Source organism: Micromonospora sp. NPDC048170 (assembly GCF_040652795.1).
Taxonomy (GTDB): Bacteria; Actinomycetota; Actinomycetes; order Mycobacteriales; family Micromonosporaceae; genus Micromonospora.
Map to the genome: position 1 here is coordinate 186,888 of NZ_JBEZMR010000008.1, position 20,025 is coordinate 206,912.

Genomic DNA, 20,025 nt, shown 5'->3' on the forward strand with positions numbered 1-20,025 from the left:
TCAGCTCCTTCGCGCCCGGCGTGAGACGGCGGCGGACAGGGCGGCGGCGCGTCGCCCGGCGGCCTGCTGGGTCCCGGCCAGCGCGTCGGGACGGTTGCCGGTGGTGGCGCAGGCGGCCGCGAGCGCGCGTACCGACGGGTAGCGGAACAGGTCCACCAGGGACAACCCGGCCACGTCGCGGGCCAACAGCCGGGCCCTGGCCTGGACCGCCAGCAGCGAGTTGCCGCCGAGGTGGAAGAAGTTGTCGTCGAGACCGACCCGGTCGCGGCCGAGCAGTTGAGCCCACACCTCGGCGATGGTCTGCTCGACGTCGGTCTGCGGAGCCAGGTAGCGGTCGGGCCCGGCGGCGTGCGGGTCGGGCAGCCGGTTGCGGTCGATCTTGCCGTTCGGGGTCAGCGGCAACTCGTCGAGGACGGTGACGGTGGCCGGCACCATGTAGTCCGGCAGTGCGCGGGCCAGCGCGGCCCGGAGGGCGGCCGGGTCGGGTGCCGGGTTGCCGGCGCGGGCCGGCTGGCAGTAGGCGGCCAGGCTGCGGCGGGCACCGTCACCGCGTACGACGACCACGGCGGCACGGACGTCCGGCTGGGCGGCCAGCACGCTCTCGACCTCGCCGAGTTCGATGCGATGGCCGTGGATCTTGACTTGGTGGTCGAGCCGACCGAGGAACTCCAGCGTGCCGTCGGGGCGCCAACGGGCCAGGTCGCCGGTGCGGTACAGGCGGGAACCGTCGGCGGCGAACGGGTCGGGAACGAAGCGTTCCGCGGTCAGCGCGGGGCGGCCGTGGTAGCCACGGGTGACGCCCGGGCCACCGAGCAGCAGTTCACCGGGGACGTTGACCGGAGTGGGCCGCAGGTCCGCGTCGACGACGTAGGCCCGTACGTCGGCCAGGGGGCGGCCGAGCGGCACGGTCGAGGCGACCGGCCGGTCACCGGTGACGTGCTGGGTGCTCGCCCACACGGTCGCCTCGGTCGGGCCGTACATGTTGTGCACGCCGCCATTGACGAGGCCGGCGAGGTCGGCGCCGAGCGCGGCGGGCAGCGCCTCCCCACCGACGAGCAGGCGGCGCAGGTCACGCAGCGCCGCGCGGGTGTCGGGATCCTCGGCCAGCACACCGGCCAGCGACGGGGTGCACTGCAGGTGGGTGACGCGGTGGCGGCGCAGTTGCGCGGCGACGGGCTCGTCGGCCAGCGCCACCCGACGGCGGTCCTCGCTGATGTCCCGGGCGGCCCGCAGGTGCGGCAGGGCGGCCAGCACGGCGTCGTGGTCGACGCCGAAGTCGATCAGGCAGGCGACCTCGTCCACCTCGATCGCCTTGAGCCGGTCCACCAGGTCCGCGGCGGCCTCGGGGGTGCCCAGCAGAGCGGCGGTGTCGAAGAACCGGTCGAAGGCCTGCTCGACCAGGGCGTCGAGTTCCTCCTCGGGCAGGGCGCGGAAGTCGCTGCTGCTGCCGGAGACCGCGCCGAGACCGGAGAGCAGGTCGAAGGAGCTCTTCAGGTATCCGCACAGCGGCGCGCGGACCAGTTCGCGCACGTGCTCGGTGTCGGTGCCGAGGAAGGTGTGCAGCATCAGGGTGACGTGGCCGGAACCGGCGTGACCGGCCTCGCGCCAGGCCCTGCGGTAGATGGTGATCTTCTCTTTGAGTTGTTCGACCGAGTGGCCGAGCAGGTGCGTGAGCAGCCCGGCGCCGATCTCGCCGGCCATCCGGAAGGTGTCGGGGCTGCGCGCGCTGGTGACCCAGACGGGCAGCTCGGGCTGCACCGGTGGCGGGTACACGCGCACGCTGACGTGGTCGCCACCGGGACGCGGACGGCTGACCGTCCCGCCCCGCCAGAGCCGGCGTACCTCGTCGATGCCCGCCAGCATCAGGTCCTTGCGGTCGGCGTACCGCTCCGGAGCGAGAACGAAGTCGTTCGGTTGCCATCCGGAGGCGACCGACATGCCGACCCGCCCGCCGGAGAGGTTGTCCACCACGGCCCACTCCTCGGCGACCCGGAGCGGGTCGTGCAGCGGTACGACGACACTGCCGGCCCGGATCTGCACCCGTTCGGTGATGGTGGCGATGGCGGCGGCGGTGACCGACGGGTTCGGGTAGAGCCCGCCGAAGTCGTGGAAGTGCCGTTCCGGGGTCCACACGGCGGCGAACCCGTGCCGGTCGGCGAAGCGGGCACCCTCGACGAGCAGCCGGTACCGGTCGTCGGCGGCGCCGCCCCGGTCACCGCCGAAGTAGAAGAGGCTGAAGTCCATCGGCCGGGCCTGCACCTCGGCGGGCACCGGGGCGCCGGTGGCCGTCGAGGCGCCGGAGGTGGGTTCGTCACCCCGGACGACGACCTCGAAGCCACGGGTGAGGGTCCACAGCAGCTCCAGCACGGAGATGTCGAAGGAGGCGCTGGTCACCGCCAGCCAGGTCGGCCCGATCTCGTCCCGGCCGCCGTCGGCGTCCGGACCGAACTCGCGGTCCATCCCCGCGAAGAAGGTGCTCACGTTGCGGTGGGTGACCAGCACCCCCTTGGGACGTCCGGTGGAACCGGAGGTGTAGATGACATAGGCCAGGTCGTCGGCGCGCGCCGGCCCGGCCGCGCCGGTCGGTGCCGGTTCGGCGGGCGGGGTGCCGGGGGCGACGGTGGTGACCGGCAGGCCGCCCAGCCGGCCGGCGAGGTGGTCGGTGGTGACCACCACCCGGGTACCGGAGTCGGCGACCATGAAGGTGAGCCGGTCGGCTGGCAGGGCGGCATCCAGCGGCAGGTACGCTCCGCCGGCCTTGAGGATGGCCAGCAGGGTCACCACCAGGTCGGTGCCGCGGTGCAGCAGGACACCGACCGGCACGTCCGCGCCGACACCGTGGCCGCGCAACGTGGCGGCGAAGCGTTCGGCGCGCTCGTCGAGTTCGCGGTAGGTCAGCCCGGGCTGGTCGCCGGGGCCGGCGTCCCGTACGGCGACCCGGTCGGGGGTACGCCGGGTCTGCGCGGCGACGAGGTCGTGGACGAGCACGTCGGTGCGGCGTTCGACGCCGGTGGCGTTCCACTCGGTGAGCAGCCGGTGGCGCTCGTCCGGGGTCAGGACGTCGAGCTGGCGGACCGGGGTGTCCGGACGGGCCAGGGCCGCGGCGAGGACCTGACGGAAGCGGGCGGCCATCCGTTCTGCGCTGTCGGGATCGAACAGGTCGGTGCTGTACTCCAGGCGACCGGTCAGGTCCGGCCCGCGCCGGGTGAGGGACAGGGTGAGGTCGAACTTCGCGGTGGCGGTGTCACCGGGGACCGGGGTGACCGTGCAGCCGGGCAGGGCCAGCCCCGCCGCGTCGGTGTCGTGGTAGCTGAACAGCACCTGGAACAGCGGGTTGTGGGCCAGGTCCCGGCTGGGGTGCAACTCCTCGACGAGCTTCTCGAACGGCAGGTCCTGGTGGGCCAGGGCGTCGCGGGTCTCGTCGCGGGTCCGCTCGACGAGCTGCCGGAAGGTCGGGGCGCCGGTCAGGTCGATGCGCTGGACCAGGGTGTTGGCGAAGAAGCCGACCAGCGGCTGGATCTCGGCGCGTTGCCGGCCAGCCACCGGCGAACCGACGACGACCTGCGCCGTACCGGTGTGGGCCTGCACGACGACGGCGAAGGCGGCCAGCAGCACCGCGAACGGGGTCGCGGCGGCCTGCCGGGCCAGCGCGGTCACCGCCCCGGTGACATCGGGGTCGAGACGCAGGTCCAGGTGCGCGCCGCAATAGGTCTGCGTGGGCGGGCGGGGCCGGTCGGTGGGCAGGCTGGCCAGCAGCGGTACGTCGGCGAGCCGGTCCCGCCAGTGCGCGACGAGGCGGTCGAGGGTGGCACCGGTCAGGTGACCGCTCTGCCATTCGGCGAAGTCGGCGTACTGGACGGGCAGGTCGGGCAGCTGCCGTCCGGTGTAGGCGGCGGTCAGTTCCCGCTCGATGATGGCAAGCGACCAACCGTCGCAGACGATGTGGTGGACGGTGAGGCACAGCCAGTGGTCCTCCGGGCCCAGCCGCAACAGGGTGGCCCGCAGCACCGGCCCGTTGACCAGGTCGAAGCGGGTACGCGCCTCGGCCCCGGCCAGCGCCGCGGCCTCGGCGGCGTCGGCCACGTCGAGCACACCGAGGGGTGTCTCCGCCGGTGGCAGCACGACCTGACGCGGCTGGCCGTCCACCGCCCGGAACACGGTACGCAGCACCTCGTGCCGCCGTACCACCGTGGTCAGGGCCTGTCGCAGGGCGTCGACGTCGAGCGGGCCACGGATGCGGTAGCCCAGCGGGATGTTGTAGACGGGGTTGTCGGGGGTGAGCTGGTCGAGGAACCACAGCCGTTGCTGCGGGTAGGACAGCGGGTGGCTGCGTTGGGCCAGCCGTCGGGTCAGGTGTTGGGCCAGCAGGGCCCGCCGCGCGTCGGTGTCGGTGTCACTCATCGGTCTGCCTCGTTGTCCGCGAAGTCGTGCAGCAACTGGTCGACCTGCTCGGGGGTGAGTTGGTCGACGTTCCGCAACAGGTCCTCCATCTGGTGCCAGTTACCGGCTGCGATGCCGCCCGGCCCGGCCGCGTCGCCGCCCGGCGTACGGGTGTCGAGGGCGGCGACCAGCTCGGCGACGGTGGGGGTACGCAGGAAACGGGCCAGTGCCACGTCGGTGCCGAACGTCTCGTTCACCCGGGCCACCAGCCGCATGGCGAGCAGGGACTGCCCACCGAGGGCGAAGAAGTCGTCGTCGAGGCCGACCTGGTCGAGCCCGATCAGGTCGGCGCAGATCGTGGCGACGGTCCGCTCGGTGTCGGTCCGTGGTGGACGGAAGGCCACCCGCAGGCTGATGCGCTCGATCTCGGCGGCCGGCAGGGCTGCCCGGTCGAGTTTGCCGTGCTCCGTGAGGGGGAGAGCGGCCAGGGACACGTACGCCGCGGGCACCAGGTAGGGCGGCAGCCGCTCGGCGAGCCAGGCCCGCAGCTCCGTGGCGCTCGGCTCGGCCCGGCCGGCCGCGGGAACGACGTAGGCGACCAGGCGTCGACCGGCCGCACCGTCGACGACGACCGCCGTGCCGGCCACCGCCGGGTGGTCGAGCAGGGTGTTCTCCACCTCGCCCGGCTCGATGCGGAAGCCGGAGATCTTGACCTGGCTGTCGATCCGACCGAGGAACTCCAGCACCCCTCCGGTGCGCCAGCGCACCACGTCGCCGGTGTCGTAGAGGCGGGAACCGTCGGCGCCAAACGGATCGGGGACGAACCGCTGTGCGGTCAGCGCGGGTCGGCCGGCATAGCCCCGGGCCAGACCGGGACCACCGAGGTAGAGCTGGCCGGGTACGCCCTCGGGCACCGGGCGCAGCTCGTCGTCGAGCACGTACGCCGTGGTGTTGGCGATGGGCCGACCGATGGGCACGGAGGTGGCCTCGTCGGGCAGGTCGGTGATGTGGTGCACCACGGCGAAGGTCGTGGTCTCGGTGGGGCCGTAGCCGTTGAGCAGCCGGGCCGGGGCGTGCGGGCCGCGCAGCAGCTGACGGATGCGGACCGGGTTCAGCGCGTCCCCGCCCACCAGCAGGTTGGTCATGGTGGCGAAGCTGTCCGGCCGGTGCGCCATGACCTCGTTGAACAGGGCCGAGGTGAGGAACATGCTGGTGATGGCGCACCGGCGCAGCTCGTCGCCGAGGTGGCCCGGGCTCAGGATGGTGTCGCGGGGGATGACGCAGACGGTGCCGCCGTGCAGCAGGGCACCCCACACCTCGAAGGTGATCGCGTCGAAGGACGCGTCGGCGACCTGGGCGATGCGTTCGTGCGGGCCGAACCGGACGAAGTCGGTGCCGCAGACCAGCCGCAGGATCGCGCGGTGTGCGACGGCCACCCCCTTGGGGCGGCCGGTGGAGCCGGAGGTGTAGAGGACGTAGGCGGCGCTGTCCGGGCCGGCGGGGGAGTCCGGGACGGCGTCGAGCTGCTCCTCCGTCCCGGCCTGCGGGTCGTCGCCGGTGACCACGTCCACGTCGTCGGTGGGCAGCAGACCGGCCAGGTCGGCCCGGGTGACCACCACGCGGGCCCCGGAGTCCGCCAGCAGCCAGCGCAGCCGCTGCGCCGGGTAGCCGGGGTCGAGCGGGACGTAGGCGCCGCCGGCCTTGAGGACGGCCAGGAACGCGGTGATCAGGTCGCTGCCGCGTTCGAACAGGACACCGACCGGGGTGTCGGCGCGGACACCCCGGCGGCGCAGCAGCCGGGCCAACCGGTCGGCGCGGTCGTCGAGTTCGGCGTAGCTGAGGGTCTGCCCGGCGGACTCGACGGCGGGGGCGTGCGGTCGCCGGGCCACCTGTTCGGCGAACAGGTCCGGCACGGTGCGGTCCGCCGGGAAGGCGGCGGCGGTCCGGTTGTACGTGTGGACGATCCGGTCCTGCTCCGCCGCCCCGAGCAGCGGCAACCGGCCGACCGGCTGGTCGGGGTCGGTCATGGCCGCGTCGAGCAGCCGGATGTAGTGCCCGGTCATCCGTCGCATGGTCGACGCGTCGAACAGGGCGGTGGCGTACTCCCAGATCAGGGTGATCGGCGCGGTGTCGTCGCGGTGGCCCTGCCCGGCGTGCTGCTCCGCGCGGGGCAGGACCACGACGTTCAGGTCGGTCTTGGCGGTGCCGTTGTGTCGTTCCAGGACGGTGCCGGTCAGCCCGGCGAAGTTCAGCCGCGGCATGGGGGAGTCGTGGAAGCTGAACATGGCCTGGAACAGCGGGTTGCGCGACGGGTCGCGCACCGGGTCGACGGCCTCCACCAGCCGGTCCAGCGGCACGTCGGCCCACTCGTAGGCACGCGCGGCGCGGGTGTGCACCCGGCGGACCAGATCGGTGAAGCCGGGACGGCCGGACAGGTCGACCCGCAGCGGCAGGGTGTTGACGACCATCCCGATCATGCGTTCGGTCTCGGCGAGCCGCCGGTTCGCCACGCCACTGCCGATGATCATGTCGTCCTGGCGGGCGTAGCGGCTCAGCAGGGCGGCGAAGCCGGCGAGCATGGTGGCGTAGAGGGTGACCCCGTGCCGGCGGCTGTACGCGCGCAGCCGCTCACACAGCTCGCCGGCCAGGTCGATCCGCAGCGACGCGCCGGTGAAGCTCTGGGTCAGCGGGCGGGGCCGGTCCAGGGGCAGCGCCAGCTCGTGCGGTGCGCCGGAGAGTTCCCGGGTCCAGTGCGACAGGTGCCGGTCGAGCGCCGCACCCCGCATCCACCCGCGCTGCCAGAGCGTGAAGTCGCGGTAGCGGCAGACCACCGGCGGCAGGTCCGGCTCCCGCCCGGCGGCGTAGCTGCCGTAGAGGGCGGTGAGCTCCTCGATGAGGACGGCGAAGGACCAGCCGTCGTGGACCAGGTGGTGCTCGACGTGGACCAGGGTGTGGTCGTCGTCGGCGTGCCGGATCAGCGCCCACCGGGCGAGCGGCGGGCTGGCCAGGTCGAATGGTTCGCGCAGATAATCGGCCACGGTCTGCTCGGCCCGCTGGCCGCGCTCCGGCTCGTCGTACGCGGACAGGTCGACCACCGGGAGGTCGATGGCGCAGTGGGCCGCGGTGCGTTGCTCGGGACCGTCCGGACCGGCGACGAATCCGGTACGGAAGATGTCGTGGCGGCGGATGATCTCGTTGAGCGCGGCCCGTAGTGCCGCCCGGTCGAGCGGCCCGCGCAGCCGGATGGTGGCCTGGGCGTGGTACGCCCGGTTGCCGGGGTCGAGTTGGTCGAGGAACCAGATCCGCTCCTGGGGCAGGGAGAGCGGCACGACCGCGTCGGGTGCGGCCGGGCGCAGCGGCGGCGGGCTGGGTGCGCGCTCGGTGTCGTCGCCGTCGTCGAGCGCGGCGGCCATGGCGGCGACGGTGGGGGACCGGTAGATGACCCCGACCGGCAGTTCGCCACCGAGTTCGGCGCGGACCCGCGCGGCGAGCCGGCCGGCCATCAGCGAGTTGGCGCCGAGGGCGAAGATGTCGTCGTGTACGCCGAGGCGCTGGTCGGCCGGCGTGGGGTCCGTGGTGCTGGTGTGGCCGAGCAGGTCGGCGACGAAGCCGGCGAGGAGCTGCTCGGTGCCGGTGCGCGGAAGGGTGACGGTGTCGGTGAGGCCGGCGCTGGCCCGGTCGGGTTCGGGCAGGGCGGCTCGGTCGATCTTGCCGCTGACGGTCAGCGGCAGCGCGTCGAGGGTGACCACCACGTCCGGCACGAGGTAGGCGGGCAGCCGTTCGGCGAGGTGGGCGCGCAGCCCGGTCGGGTCGTGGTCGCTGGCGGCGTACCCGACCAGGCGGGTGCTGTCGCCGGAGCCCCGAGCGACCACGATCGCGTCGGTGACGGCGGGATGCCCGGCCAGCACGGCCGTCACCTCGTCCGGTTCGACCCGGTGCCCCCGTAGCTTGATCTGGTGGTCGATGCGACCGACGTACTCGAGGGCGCCGTCGGGGTGGCGGCGCACCTGGTCGCCGCTGCGGTACCGACGGGCGCCGGGCGGGCCGTCCGGGTCGGGGACGAACCGCTCGGCGGTCAGCGCGGGCCGGGCATGGTAGCCCCGGGCGACGCCGGCTCCGCCGATCACCAGCTCACCGACCTCGCCGTCGGGTGCCGGACGGCCGTCGGGGTCGACCACGGCGACGTGGACGCCGGTGACCGGTACGCCGATGGACGGCCGCCGGCCGTCGGCGTACACCTGTGCCAGGGTGGCCCAGACGGTGGCCTCGGTGGGGCCGTAGGCGTTGTACATGCGCCGGCCGGGCGCCCAGCGCCGCACCAGTGGCGCGGGGAGTGCCTCGCCGGCGCAGATCAGCACGGCCAGGTCGGGCAGGGCCTCGTCCGGCAGGACGGCCAGCACCGACGGGGGCAGCGTGACGTGACTGATCCGCCGCGTCCGCAGGGTGGCGACCAGGTCCGGCCCGGGGGCGATGGCGGCCCGGTCCGCCAGGACCAGGGTGGCGCCCGTGGCCAGCGCCATGGTGGTCTCGAACACGGAGGCGTCGAAGCTGGACGGGGCGAACTGGAGGACCCGGTCGCCGGGGCGCACCCCGAACGCGTCGGCCTGGGCTCGGACCAGGTTGGCGAGGCCACCGTGGCTGATCAGGACCCCCTTGGGCCGCCCGGTGGACCCCGAGGTGTAGATCGAGTAGGCGAGGTGCCGAGCGGTCGAGGGCCGCGGCAGCGGATCGGGTGCCGGCCAGGAGTCCGCCAGCGCCTCGGCCGGGTCGACGCGGCGTACCCGCCCGGCGGGCAGCCGGTCCATCGTGGACGCCGCGGCGACGACGAGGTCCACGCCGGAGTCGGCGAGCATGTAGGACAGCCGCTCGACGGGGTAGGACGGGTCGAGCGGCACCCAGGCGCCGCCGGCCAGCAGGACGCCGAGCACCGTGACGACGGACTCGACCGACCGGTCCAGGGCGATCCCGACCGGTACGTCGGGCCCGACGCCGTGGCGGCGCAGATGGCGTGCCATGCCGTGGGCGTGCGTGACCAGTTCGGCGTAGCTCAGCGACCGGTCGGTGGACTCCACCGCGACCGCGTCGGGGGTTCGGGCGGCGTGTGCGAGGACCGCCTCGTGGAACAGCACAGAATCGCCGGGCATCGACGTACCTATCCTCCGGCCGGTGGGGTGAACGTCCAGTGGGCGGTGCCGTCCTGCCGTAGGACCAACCGCGAGGTGTCACCGAAGACGAACTCCTGGTGCCGCCGCGGTGCCTCGTGCAGGTCCGTGGTGATGTCGAGGACCCCCTCGGGGGCGGTGGCCGAGCCGACGAGGGTGATGTCGACGCCCGGGCCGGTGATCCGGTACGTGGGGCCGGTGTCGGAGGCGGCGTCACCGCTGGGCCCGGGCGGGGCGGGCGTGAGCCGGTAGCCCATCGCGGTGAGCGCGTCGGCCATCCGGGCGGCCCGCTGCGGGCGGGCCCGCAGGGTGACCGCGGTGATGTCGCGCAGCCACCGCCGGTCGTGGGTCCCGGCGCCGAAGGCCGCGTCGAGGTAGCCGCTGCGCAGCAGCTCCCCGTCCGGTCCCCGGCGGGCGGACACCGAGTCGAAGTACTCTCCGGTGACCTCGTTGAGGAACATCAGCAGCGGGCTGTCCTCGCCGAGGTCGACCCGCAGCATGTGGTACCAGGGCTCCGGCTCGCCGGTGTCGGCGCTGCTGCGGTGCACCAGTTCGTAGCGACCGCCGGGGCCGGCGTCCAGCACCTCCCGGGCCCGCTGCACGGAGCCGGGGTGCTCGAAGGAGAAAACCAGCCCACCGGTGAGGCGGTGCGATCCGGGAAGCGCGCCGTCGAACAACTCCAGCAGGGTGTTCTCGCCGGCCACCCCGAGTGCCGAGTACTGCCCGGCAACCGAGCTGGTGACGTTCTTCGGTTTCACCCGGGCGAATTGTTCACGAAGCATGTCGCAGGCGAATATCTCTTGGAATGTGGCCCCGTCGAGCAATACCACAACGTGGTCCAGTAGTGGGGCAGAAATGGCGTGCGCATGGCCCTGCGCGAATGGCACGTCGGTTTCCTCTCGTCGTTCTACGGACGCTCCACCACGGGATTCAGGCGTGATCAGCCTAATTTCGCCGCTGGGCCTTCGAGTACTGGGGGAAACCCCACCGGGCAGAACCTAGGGGGCGCGGTGCGGGTGCCGCGGTGTTAACTGGCTACTGGCTGGAACTCAATGAGATGCAAGGGATTCAATATGAATCTACCTATTCGGCGGGTACCGTGACGACCCGGTCGGCGGTGCTCGCCGGGGTGGGTGGCTGGGTGCCGCCGCGCGTGGTCACCAACGCGGACCTCTCCGCCGAACTGGACACCTCGGACGAGTGGATCCGGTCGCGTACCGGAATCGCGCAACGCCACCTCGTCGATCCCGGCATGTCCACGGCGGACCTGGCGGTCGAGGCCGCCCGGCGGGCCCTGGCCTCCGCCGGGACGCCCGGCGTCGACGCGGTCGTGGTCGCCACCATGACGCCGGACCGGTCCTGCCCGGCCACCGCACCCGAGGTCGCCTCCCGGCTGGGGCTGACCGGGGTGCCCGCCTACGACCTGGCTGCGGTCTGTAGCGGGTTCGTCTACTCCCTGGCCACCGCGGCCGGCCTGATCGCCACCGAACTCGCCGACCAGGTCCTGGTCATCGGCGCCGATGCGCTCTCCAGCGTGACCAACCCGGCCGACCGCACCACCGCCGTGGTCCTGGCCGACGGGGCAGGGGCGGTCGTGCTGCGCGCGGGCGGCCGCGACGAGCCTGGCGCACTCGGCCCCTTCGACCTCGGCAGCGACGGAGGCGAAAGCGACCTGATCCAGGTGGCCGCCGGTGGAGCCCGGCAGCGGCTGTCCGGTCGGCCCACCGACCCCGCCGACTTCTACTTCACGATGGACGGACGCGAGGTGTTCCGTAACGCGGTCATCCGGATGGCCGCCTCGTCCCGCACCGTCCTGCGGCGTGTCGGCTGGCAGCTCGACGAGGTCGACCGGGTGGTCAGCCACCAGGCCAACATCCGCATCCTCATCGCCCTCGCCGACGAACTCGATCTGGACCGCAAGCGGATCGTGTCCAACATCGACCGGGTCGGCAACACCGGTGCCGCCTCCATCCCGCTGGCCATCGCCGACGCCGGCGCCACCGGTGTGCTCACCGCTGGCGACCGCGTCCTGCTCACCGCCTTCGGCGGGGGCTTGACCTGGGGATCGACGGTACTCGTCTGGCCCCGGTTGCGGCCCGTCGAGCGGCCGGAGGACCCGCCGAGACCCGCCGCCGCGACGGACCCGGCCAACGCCGGGACGGACCCGGCTGCGGCACCGCATCAACCGACGTCCGAGCCGTCGATCATCGGCCCGGCCACACGGTGACCCACGGACCACGAGGAGCGTGTGACATGACCGACGTCTACCAGCAGATGGTGGAGATCCTCACCACCCGCTTCGAGACGGAGCCCGACGAGATAGGTCCGGACGTGACCTTCGAGGAACTGGACCTGGACTCGCTGTTCATGGTGGAACTGGCCCTGGTCCTGCAGAAGGAGTTCAACATCAGGATCGCCGACGAGGACGCCACGCCGCGTACCACCATCGGCGCGCTCGCCGGCGTCATCGAAGCCTCGTTGGCCCGCGCGGCGTGACCGGGATGGAGACCGCCGTCACCGGTCTGGGACTGGTCACCCCGGGCGGGGTCGGCGTGGCGCGGACCTGGCAGACGGTCTGCGCCGGGGTCTCCACGGCGACCCGCGACCCCCACCTGGCCGGCGTACCCGTCGACCTCTCCTGCCGGGTGCCAGACTTCGACCCGCGCGCCGCCCTCGGCCGCCGCCACTGGCAGTACGACCCGATCGTGCAGTTCGCGTTGGTGGCGGCCCGGGAGGCGGTGGCCGACGCCGGCCTCGACCCCGCGACCTGGGACGGCGCCCGGGTCGGCGTGGTGATCGGCTGCGGCATGTGGGGGGTGTCCACCACGACCGCCCAGCATGGCGTGCTCGCCGCCGAGGGGCCGCACCGGGTCTCCGCGCTGACGCTGCCGATGATGCTGTCCAACATGGCGGCCGGCCACGTCGGCATGGACCTGGGCGCGGGCGGTCCCAACCTGGTCACCGCCACGGCCTGCGCCTCCGGCAGCACCGCCATCGGCCTGGCCCATGACCTGCTGCGCAGCCGGACCTGCGACGTGGTGGTGGCCGGAGGCACCGAGGCCGGCATCACCCCGCTCGTCGTCGCCGGGTTCGCGCAGATGGGGGCACTGTCGAAGCGCGCCGACCCGACCGCGTCCCGGCCGTTCGACGTCGGCCGGGACGGCTTCGTCCTCGGCGAGGGGTGCGGCCTGCTGGTCCTGGAACGCGCCGCGGACGCCGCCGCCCGGGGTGCCCGGGTACGGGCCCGGCTGCTCGGCTTCGGCGCCAGCGCCGACGCGTACCACCCCACCACCCCCGATCCGGAGGGCCGTGGTGTCGAGCGGGCCGTGCGGGTCGCGCTGGGCGGAGCCGGTCTCGTACCGGCCGACGTGGACCACGTCAACGCGCACGCCACCGGCACACCCGCCGGTGACCTGGCCGAGGCGCGGGTACTGCACCGCCTGCTCGGCCCGTCGCCGGTGGTGACCGCGAGCAAGGGGTCCCTCGGCCACGCCCTGGGTGCCGCCGGTGGGATCGAGGCGGCCCTGACCGTGCTGGCGGTGCAGCACGGTCTCGTCCCGCCGACCGCGAACCTCGACGAACAGGACAGCGCCGTCGACCTGGACGTGGTCACCAAGGCAGCCCGGGAGCAGCGCATCGAGGTCGCCCTCAGCAACTCGTTCGGCTTCGGCGGTCAGAACGCCGTCCTGGTGCTGGCCGCCGCCTGACACCACACGTCGCCCCGCGGGCACCTCGCCGGGCGGAAAGGGGCAACACACGTGACAGCGACACCTGCCGGCGCCGACATCGTCGTCGTCGGTGCCGGATCCGCCGGCTGCGCCCTGGCCCGCCGGCTGGTCGAGCGCGGACTGCGCGTGGTCGTACTCGAGGCCGGCGGCGAGGACACCAACCCCGACATCGGTACGCCCGGACGGCTGGCCCACCTCTGGTTCGCCGAGGAGGACTGGGCGTACCACACCGTGGCGCAGCCGCACGCCGGGCACCGGCGACTGCACTGGCCGCGCGGACGGGTTCTCGGCGGATCCAGCGCGCTCAACGGCATGATCTGGGCACGGGGCGCCGCCGCCGACTACGACCACTGGGCGTACCTCGGCAACGACGGCTGGTCGTGGGCGGACGTCCTACCGGTGCACCGGCGCATGGAGGACTTCGACGCCGCGTCCCCGCTGCGCGGCACCGGCGGACCGATCCACGTGATGTCCCAGTACCGCCCGGATGCGATCTTCGAGTCCTGCATCAAGGCGGCGCAGGAGATCGGGGTCGGGATCAACCCCGACTACAACTCCGGCGAACTCGACGGGGTGTCGCAGACCCAGCTGACCATCCGGGACGGCCGACGGCAGAGCGCCGCCGTCGGTTACCTGCGTCCCGTTCTCGACCATCCGGGGCTCACCGTCGTCACCCGCGCGCACGCCCGCCGGCTGCTGTTCGCCCAGGACCGCTGCACCGGGGTCGAGTGGGAGCGCGACGGGCTCACCCACACCACCCACGCCGACATCGAGGTGATCGTCTCCGCCGGCACCGTCGAGTCCCCCCGGCTGCTGATGCTCTCCGGCATCGGTGACGCCGCCGAACTGCGCCGGCATGACATCGACGTCCGGGTGCACCTGCCCGGGGTGGGCCGCAACCTGCACGACCACCTGCTCAGCCCGGTCATCTTCAGTACCGCCCGTCAGGTCGGCCGCTCTCCCGACCTGACGCCGATGCAGAGTCACCTGTTCTGGCGTACCCGCTCCGGCCTGCCGGTTCCCGACGTGCAGGCGCTGCACTTCCCGGTCCCGATGTACCAGCCGGGGATGTCCGGCCCCGCCGACGGGTTCACGCTCCAGGCCGGCCTGGTCCGCCCGGTGAGCAGGGGACGGATCAGACTCGCCGGCGGCGACCCGCACGCCGGGCTCGACATCGACCCGGCGGCGCTGGCCTGCGCGCAGGACGTCGACGCGCTCGTCGAAGCGGTGATCCTGTGCCGGGAGATGGGTGCCGGTTCCGCCCTGGCCGGCGAGTGGGGTGCGCGGGAGGTCTATCCGGGCCCGACCGTGCGTACCCCCGACGAGCTGCGCGCCTACGTACGCGCCACCGCCGGCACCTTCCACCATCAGGTCGGCACCTGCAAGATGGGCGCCGACGACCAGGCGGTGGTCGACGCCCGGCTGCGGGTGCACGGTGTGCGGGGACTACGCGTCGCCGACGCGTCGATCATGCCGGCGGTGACCACCGCCAACACCCATGCGCCGGCGGTCCTCATCGGCGAACTGGCGGCCGACTTCGTCACCGCCGGCCACCACACCCGGCAGGAGCAGTCGTGACCCCGGCGACGACGATCGACCAGGTGTGCCGGCTGTTCATCGACGGCGACTGGCTCGAGACGGCGACGGGCGGGTACGGCACCTCGCTGGATCCGGCGACCGGGCAACCGCTGGCCCGCTACGCCCAGGCCGGCCCGGCGGACGTCGACGCGGCGGTGGCCGCGGCCCGCGCCGCGCTCACCGCCCCCGCCTGGGCCCGGATGACGGCCGCCGCGCGGGCCCGGCTGCTGTGGCGGGTCGCCGACCTGATCGACGAGCATGCGGACACCCTGGCCGAACTGGAGACCCGCGACCAGGGCCAGCCGCTGCGCGCCGCCCGTGGCTGCGTGGCCGCCGCGGCCGAACACCTGCGCTACTTCGCCGGCTGGTGCACCAGGATCGAGGGCAGCACGGTGCCGGTGTCCTACCCGGACACGCTGCACCACACCCGCCGGGAACCGGTGGGCGTGTGCGCCCTGATCGTGCCGTGGAACTTCCCGCTGCTGATCGCGGTCTGGAAACTCGCCCCGGCCCTCGCCTGCGGCAACACCGTCGTGCTCAAACCGGCCGAGCAGACTCCGCTCACCGCCGCGTACCTGGTGGAGCTGTGTCGGCGGGCCGGCGTACCGGCCGGCGTGGTCAACCTCGTCACGGGCGGGCCGGACACCGGCCGCGACCTGGTCGCCCACCCTGGGGTGGACAAGGTGTCGTTCACCGGCTCCACGACTGTCGGCCGGGAGATCGGGCGGGTCTGCGGCGAGCAGCTCAAGCGGGTGACGCTGGAACTCGGCGGCAACGCACCGGTGATCATCGCCAAGGACGCCGACCTCGCCGCCGCCGCCACCGGCTGCCTCAGCGGCGGGCTGGTCAACAGCGGCCAGTCCTGCACCGCGTACACCCGGCTGTACGTGCAGCGGGCGCGGGCCGACGAGTTCGCCGAGCGGCTCGCCACCATGGCCGGGAAGGTTCGTGTCGGTCCCGGCCTGGCCCCCGACAGTCAGCTCGGTCCGCTCATCTCCGCCCGGCAGTTGCGGCGGGTGGACGACCTCGTGCGCACCGGCACCGCCGAGGGCGCCCACCTGGTCACCGGGGGAGAGCGGATGACCGCCGACCCCCTTGCTGCGGGCTTCTTCTACCAGCCGACCGTGTTCAGCGGGGTGTCCGACGAGATGACCATCGCCCGGACGGAGATCTTCGGGCCGGTGCTGTGCGTCCTGCCGTACGACGACCCGGCGGAACTCGTCGATCGGGCCAACGACAGCGACTACGGCCTGTCCGCCGCGGTGTGGACCCGGGACCTGGCCACGGCTCACCGGCTCGCCGGGGCGATCCGGGCCGGGGCGGTCTTCGTCAACATGCCGCCACAGCCGGATCCGGCCGGGCCATGGGGCGGCGTCAAGGCCAGCGGGGTGGGCCGCGAGATGGGCGCCGCCGCGATCGAGGCATACACCGAGATCAAGGGGGTGTGGCTGCACACACCCGCCGCCGACCACCCCTGACCGGGCCACCCGAGCACAGGCGGGTGGCAGACCCGACCGTCCAAGACCCAGCACCGGGGAGGAACGCCATGACCGAGCCTGTCGACGACTCTCCGCCGGTTCGCGCCGATCCGGAGACCCTGCGGGCGGTGCTGCGCCACCAGGCCAGCACCGTCACCGTGGTCACCGCTCGCGGCGCCTCAGCGGTCGGCTTCACCGCCACGTCGTTCACCTCGGTGTCACTGCGGCCGCCGATCGTCCTGTTCTGCCTGGATCTCAGTTCGTCGAGTTGGCCCACCGTCTCCCGGGCCCGGCACGTTGGCGTGCACCTGCTCACCCGTCAGCAACAGGAACTTTCCCAGAGGTTCGCCACCAGCGGGATCGACCGGTTCGCGGCGCCGACCCGCTGGCGGTACGGACCCGAGGGGGTGCCGATCCTCGACGACACCCTGGCCTGGCTGCTGTGCCGGGTGATCGACCGGGTGGTCGCGGGTGACCATGCAGTCATGCTGGCCGAGCCGGAGCTGCTGCGGCACAGCGAGGCCGACTCGCCGCTGCTCTACCACCGGGGTCGGTACGCGGACCTGGCCAGGCGACCCGAGCCGGTTGCCGGGCGAGCGGCCTGAGCCGCCGACGTGGGGGACATTAATTTACCGTGATGGATGTGATTTGTGGCTCCGCCTCCGTGCGGGGCGATCTACCGGACGTCGTGACGGCCGCCGAAGGGGCAACGTGTCTGCTGGTCGGTCGTTATTATCTTTCTGTCCAATGTGGGCACTGTCGCACCTGGAGAGCAGCGATGGAAGAATCCGAGGACCTGCGCCGATACCACGTCGTGGTCAATGACGAGGAACAGTATTCGATCTGGTCGGAGGGATCGGAGATTCCGGCCGGATGGCGGGCGGTGGGCGTCACCGGCGACCGGGCTACCTGCCTGGCACACATCGAAGAGGTCTGGACCGACCTACGTCCGCGCAGCCTACGGGAGTACCTGGAAACGCAGGGCTGATCCCGAGGACGGCGACACCCTGATCCCGCGTCTACAGGAGCTCAGTGCGTGCCCACGTCTGCACAGCCATCTGCTCGGCGAGTTTGCGTCGAGCGAGAAGGCCGCCGGTCGGTGGCGGGGCGGCGGTGTGCGTACGGGTGCCCGCATTCAGTGGGCGCGGTTGTGCGACGGTGACTTCATGACCTCAGAAGATGCGACTCTCGCTCCTTGTGTTCCGGAAGATGGAGACCCCGTCCAGGGTGATCACCTGGTCTGGTTGGGCTTCGCCTCGGACTTGACGGAGACCGTCATGGCTCAAGCGGGCATCGAGCCCGGGCAGGTCTATCGGTCGTGGTACGCCGGGTTCGGCGCCGTCCTCAGCGGTGAGCAGGTCGCCGCGGTGCGGCGCATTCCCGGTGTGAACCTGGTCGAGCGGGACACCGAAGGGCGTCCCGCGCCCCACGCGAGAACCTCCGGCGACCGTGTCGAGGGTTCCTACATCGTCAGCGTCGCGGAGGGCGCGGACCCGGCTGCCGTGGCGACGCGCCTGGGAGTCGCACCGACGGGCGTCTTCCATGCTCTGTCCAGCTTCGCAGCCGAAATGACCGATGCCCAACTTGACCGGGTCCGTCGCGATCCTGAGGTGACGGACATCGGGGACGACGCCTGGATCTACGTGGACGACTAGGCCATCCCGGAGCACCAGCGAGATCGCGCAGCCCTCCGGTGCACGTGGTGCGAGCAGCCATCGACCGATCTCGACTAGCGGATCCCCATGACCTGGGCCGAGGGCTCCCGCCCTCGCCGGCAGGCATTATGGCTTGTCGTTGATCAGTCCACACTGGCCTGGCGGCCGGGAGGTCGGGTGCGTTCGGGGTCGGATGTCCGTCCACCCAGGCCTGGTCTACGCCGGACAATGTCGATATCGTTACCGGCCAATTGGACGGCCGATGATCATTCGTCGTCAGCCGACCTCCTCAACCCCGAGAACAGGAGGACGCGCTCGTGGCCTCACCCGCCGATTCGACGGTCGCCGGCGAAGATGTCGAGCCGCGGCCCATCCCGCGGTTTCTCACCGAGTACACGCCCACCCGGTGGCGTCGTCGGCTGAGCCCCTTTTCGCGCGTACCGAAGCACTCCAAGATGGGCGAGACCTGGCACGTGGCGGCGAAGACCGCCCCGGACGAGCTGGTCATCGTCGATCGCCCGCCGGACATCGACCCCGACGGAGCCGAAGCCCGCACCTACACCCAGTGGGCGGAGCTCGTCGATCGCGCCGCGGCCTGGCTGCACAAGGCGGGCGTGCGCCCGTGGGACCGGGTGGCGATCCTCAAGCAGAACCACCTGGACATCGTCGTGCTCGGCTGCGCCATCGCCCGGATCGGCGCCATCCCCTGCATGTTCTCCGGCTCCTACGGTCCGGAGGCGATGATCCCGATGCTGGAGCGGCTGGAGCGGCCGTTCCTGTTGACCGACCAGAAGCACCTCGACAAGTGCGGCATCACCGCGGAGGTGGTCGCCGAGCTCACCGTACGGACGATCAGCATCGACGCCGTCGCGGACCGGCCGGACGTGCTGCACCTGGACGACTTCAAGGACGCGCCGCCGGTCCAGCCGAACATGCGCGAGTTCAAGGAGCCGGTGGTCATCACCCACACCTCCGGCACCACCGGCATACCCAAGCTGGTCATGCACTCCGCCGAGTCCATCTACGCGATGGCGATCGTGGAGACCGAGCGGTGGCCCCGGTTCGGCCTCCGGCGCAGCGACACGGTGGCGTTCTGCGACCCCTACACGCACGAGCGGCTCACCACCATGCAGTTGGCGATGGCCGCGGTCGGCCCGCGGGTGATCTACCTGTCCGACCCGCTCTCGCCGAGAGTCCGGGAGCTGCTGGCCGAGCACAAGCCGACGCTGGTGGAGGCGCTGCCGAACATCTACCTCGCCTGGGAGCCGCTGACCCGCGACCCCGCCGGGCTGTTCAGCAACGTGCGGGAGTACGTCAACTCGTTCGACGCCATCCACACGCGCACGATCCGCACCTTCATGGCCGCCACCAAGCGCCGGTTCCCGATCTGGGTCCAGTCGTGGAGCCAGAGCGAGAACGGCGCGCTGTGCATCCGGCCGTTCTTCCGCTTCGTCGTACGCCGCAAGGGACACCGGCCGCCGCCGACGCAGCTGATCGGCTGGCCCATCCCGTTCCACGCCAAGATGCGGGCGGTGGACCCGGAGACCGGCAAGGAGGTCCCGCGCGGCCAGGTCGGCATGATCGAGATCGACCAGCCGGGACGGTGCCTCGCGTACGTGGGCGAGCAGGACCGGCACGACCTGAAGTGCAACGGCAGGTGGTGGAACACCGGCGACCTCGCGATCATCAACAAGTGGGGCGCCGTGCGGATCGTGGACCGGGAGATCGACCGGATCCCCGGCGGCAGCGCGATCGAGTTCGAGGACCTCATCCTCGACCGGATCGACTACACCACCGAGGTCGTCATCCTGCCGGTCGCCGGTGACCTGCCGGTACCCGTGGTCAGCACCGCGGACGACGTTCCGCTGGACAGGGCCGACTGGGATCGGGCGGTCGCCGACCTGAGCCCGATGGCCCCGCCGATCCAGATCAAGTGGGACGAGTTCCCGCGAACCGGCACGTGGAAGATCCGCCGGGTCGAGCTCCGGGAGAACCTGCTCTCGGATGCCCAGGCGATCGGCATCGGGCGCTGGACCTGACCGTC

General features: G+C 72.4%; 12 protein-coding genes. 9 read left to right on the forward strand and 3 right to left on the reverse strand.

The window, feature by feature from the left end; translation table 11 throughout:
- The 3 genes from AB0D32_RS14455 to AB0D32_RS14465 are packed head-to-tail and all read right to left on the reverse strand — an operon-like array spanning position 1 to position 10,429.
- Positions 1 to 4,401 (reverse strand): MupA/Atu3671 family FMN-dependent luciferase-like monooxygenase, encoded by a 4,401-nt coding sequence (locus tag AB0D32_RS14455; RefSeq protein ID WP_357089454.1) that lies wholly within the window; start codon positions 4,399 to 4,401, stop codon positions 1 to 3.
- Positions 4,398 to 9,524, reverse strand: a complete 5,127-nt coding sequence (locus AB0D32_RS14460; protein ID WP_357089457.1) for an amino acid adenylation domain-containing protein — start codon at positions 9,522 to 9,524, stop codon at positions 4,398 to 4,400. The genes AB0D32_RS14455 and AB0D32_RS14460 overlap by 4 nt, the downstream gene beginning before the upstream one ends.
- Positions 9,525 to 9,532: 8 nt before the next feature.
- Positions 9,533 to 10,429: a DUF5829 family protein gene (locus AB0D32_RS14465; RefSeq protein ID WP_357089459.1), complete on the reverse strand. Its 897-nt coding sequence runs from the start codon at positions 10,427 to 10,429 to the stop codon at positions 9,533 to 9,535.
- A gap of 212 nt (positions 10,430 to 10,641) precedes the next feature.
- On the opposite strand from AB0D32_RS14465, the gene AB0D32_RS14470 reads away from it, so the two are divergent.
- The 9 genes from AB0D32_RS14470 (at position 10,642) to AB0D32_RS14510 (ending at position 20,020) form a co-directional block, all read left to right on the forward strand.
- Positions 10,642 to 11,769, forward strand: coding sequence for a beta-ketoacyl-ACP synthase III (locus AB0D32_RS14470; protein ID WP_357089462.1), 1,128 nt, complete (start codon positions 10,642 to 10,644; stop codon positions 11,767 to 11,769).
- 26 nt (positions 11,770 to 11,795) lie between these two features.
- Positions 11,796 to 12,038, forward strand: a complete 243-nt coding sequence (locus AB0D32_RS14475; protein ID WP_350927386.1) for a phosphopantetheine-binding protein — start codon at positions 11,796 to 11,798, stop codon at positions 12,036 to 12,038.
- Entirely contained in the window at positions 12,035 to 13,249 is a 1,215-nt protein-coding gene (locus AB0D32_RS14480) for a beta-ketoacyl-[acyl-carrier-protein] synthase family protein (RefSeq protein WP_357089466.1), read from the forward strand. The genes AB0D32_RS14475 and AB0D32_RS14480 overlap by 4 nt, the downstream gene beginning before the upstream one ends.
- Before the next feature lie 51 nt (positions 13,250 to 13,300).
- Complete coding sequence (locus AB0D32_RS14485; RefSeq protein ID WP_357089469.1) at positions 13,301 to 14,848, forward strand: GMC family oxidoreductase N-terminal domain-containing protein; 1,548 nt, start codon at positions 13,301 to 13,303, stop codon at positions 14,846 to 14,848.
- On the forward strand, positions 14,845 to 16,326 hold the full coding sequence (locus AB0D32_RS14490) for an aldehyde dehydrogenase family protein (protein WP_357089471.1): 1,482 nt from the start codon (positions 14,845 to 14,847) through the stop codon (positions 16,324 to 16,326). The genes AB0D32_RS14485 and AB0D32_RS14490 overlap by 4 nt, the downstream gene beginning before the upstream one ends.
- Positions 16,327 to 16,394: 68 nt before the next feature.
- A complete protein-coding gene (locus AB0D32_RS14495) occupies positions 16,395 to 16,931 on the forward strand; it encodes a flavin reductase family protein (protein ID WP_357089474.1) in 537 nt (178 codons plus the stop codon).
- A 173-nt stretch (positions 16,932 to 17,104) separates the two neighbouring features.
- Complete coding sequence (locus AB0D32_RS14500; RefSeq protein WP_357089477.1) at positions 17,105 to 17,314, forward strand: MbtH family NRPS accessory protein; 210 nt, start codon at positions 17,105 to 17,107, stop codon at positions 17,312 to 17,314.
- Positions 17,315 to 17,492: 178 nt separating this feature from the next.
- Positions 17,493 to 17,981, forward strand: a complete 489-nt coding sequence (locus AB0D32_RS14505; RefSeq protein WP_357089480.1) for a hypothetical protein — start codon at positions 17,493 to 17,495, stop codon at positions 17,979 to 17,981.
- 455 nt (positions 17,982 to 18,436) lie between these two features.
- On the forward strand, positions 18,437 to 20,020 hold the full coding sequence (locus AB0D32_RS14510) for a class I adenylate-forming enzyme family protein (RefSeq protein ID WP_357089483.1): 1,584 nt from the start codon (positions 18,437 to 18,439) through the stop codon (positions 20,018 to 20,020).
- The last annotated feature ends 5 nt before the right edge of the window (positions 20,021 to 20,025 follow it).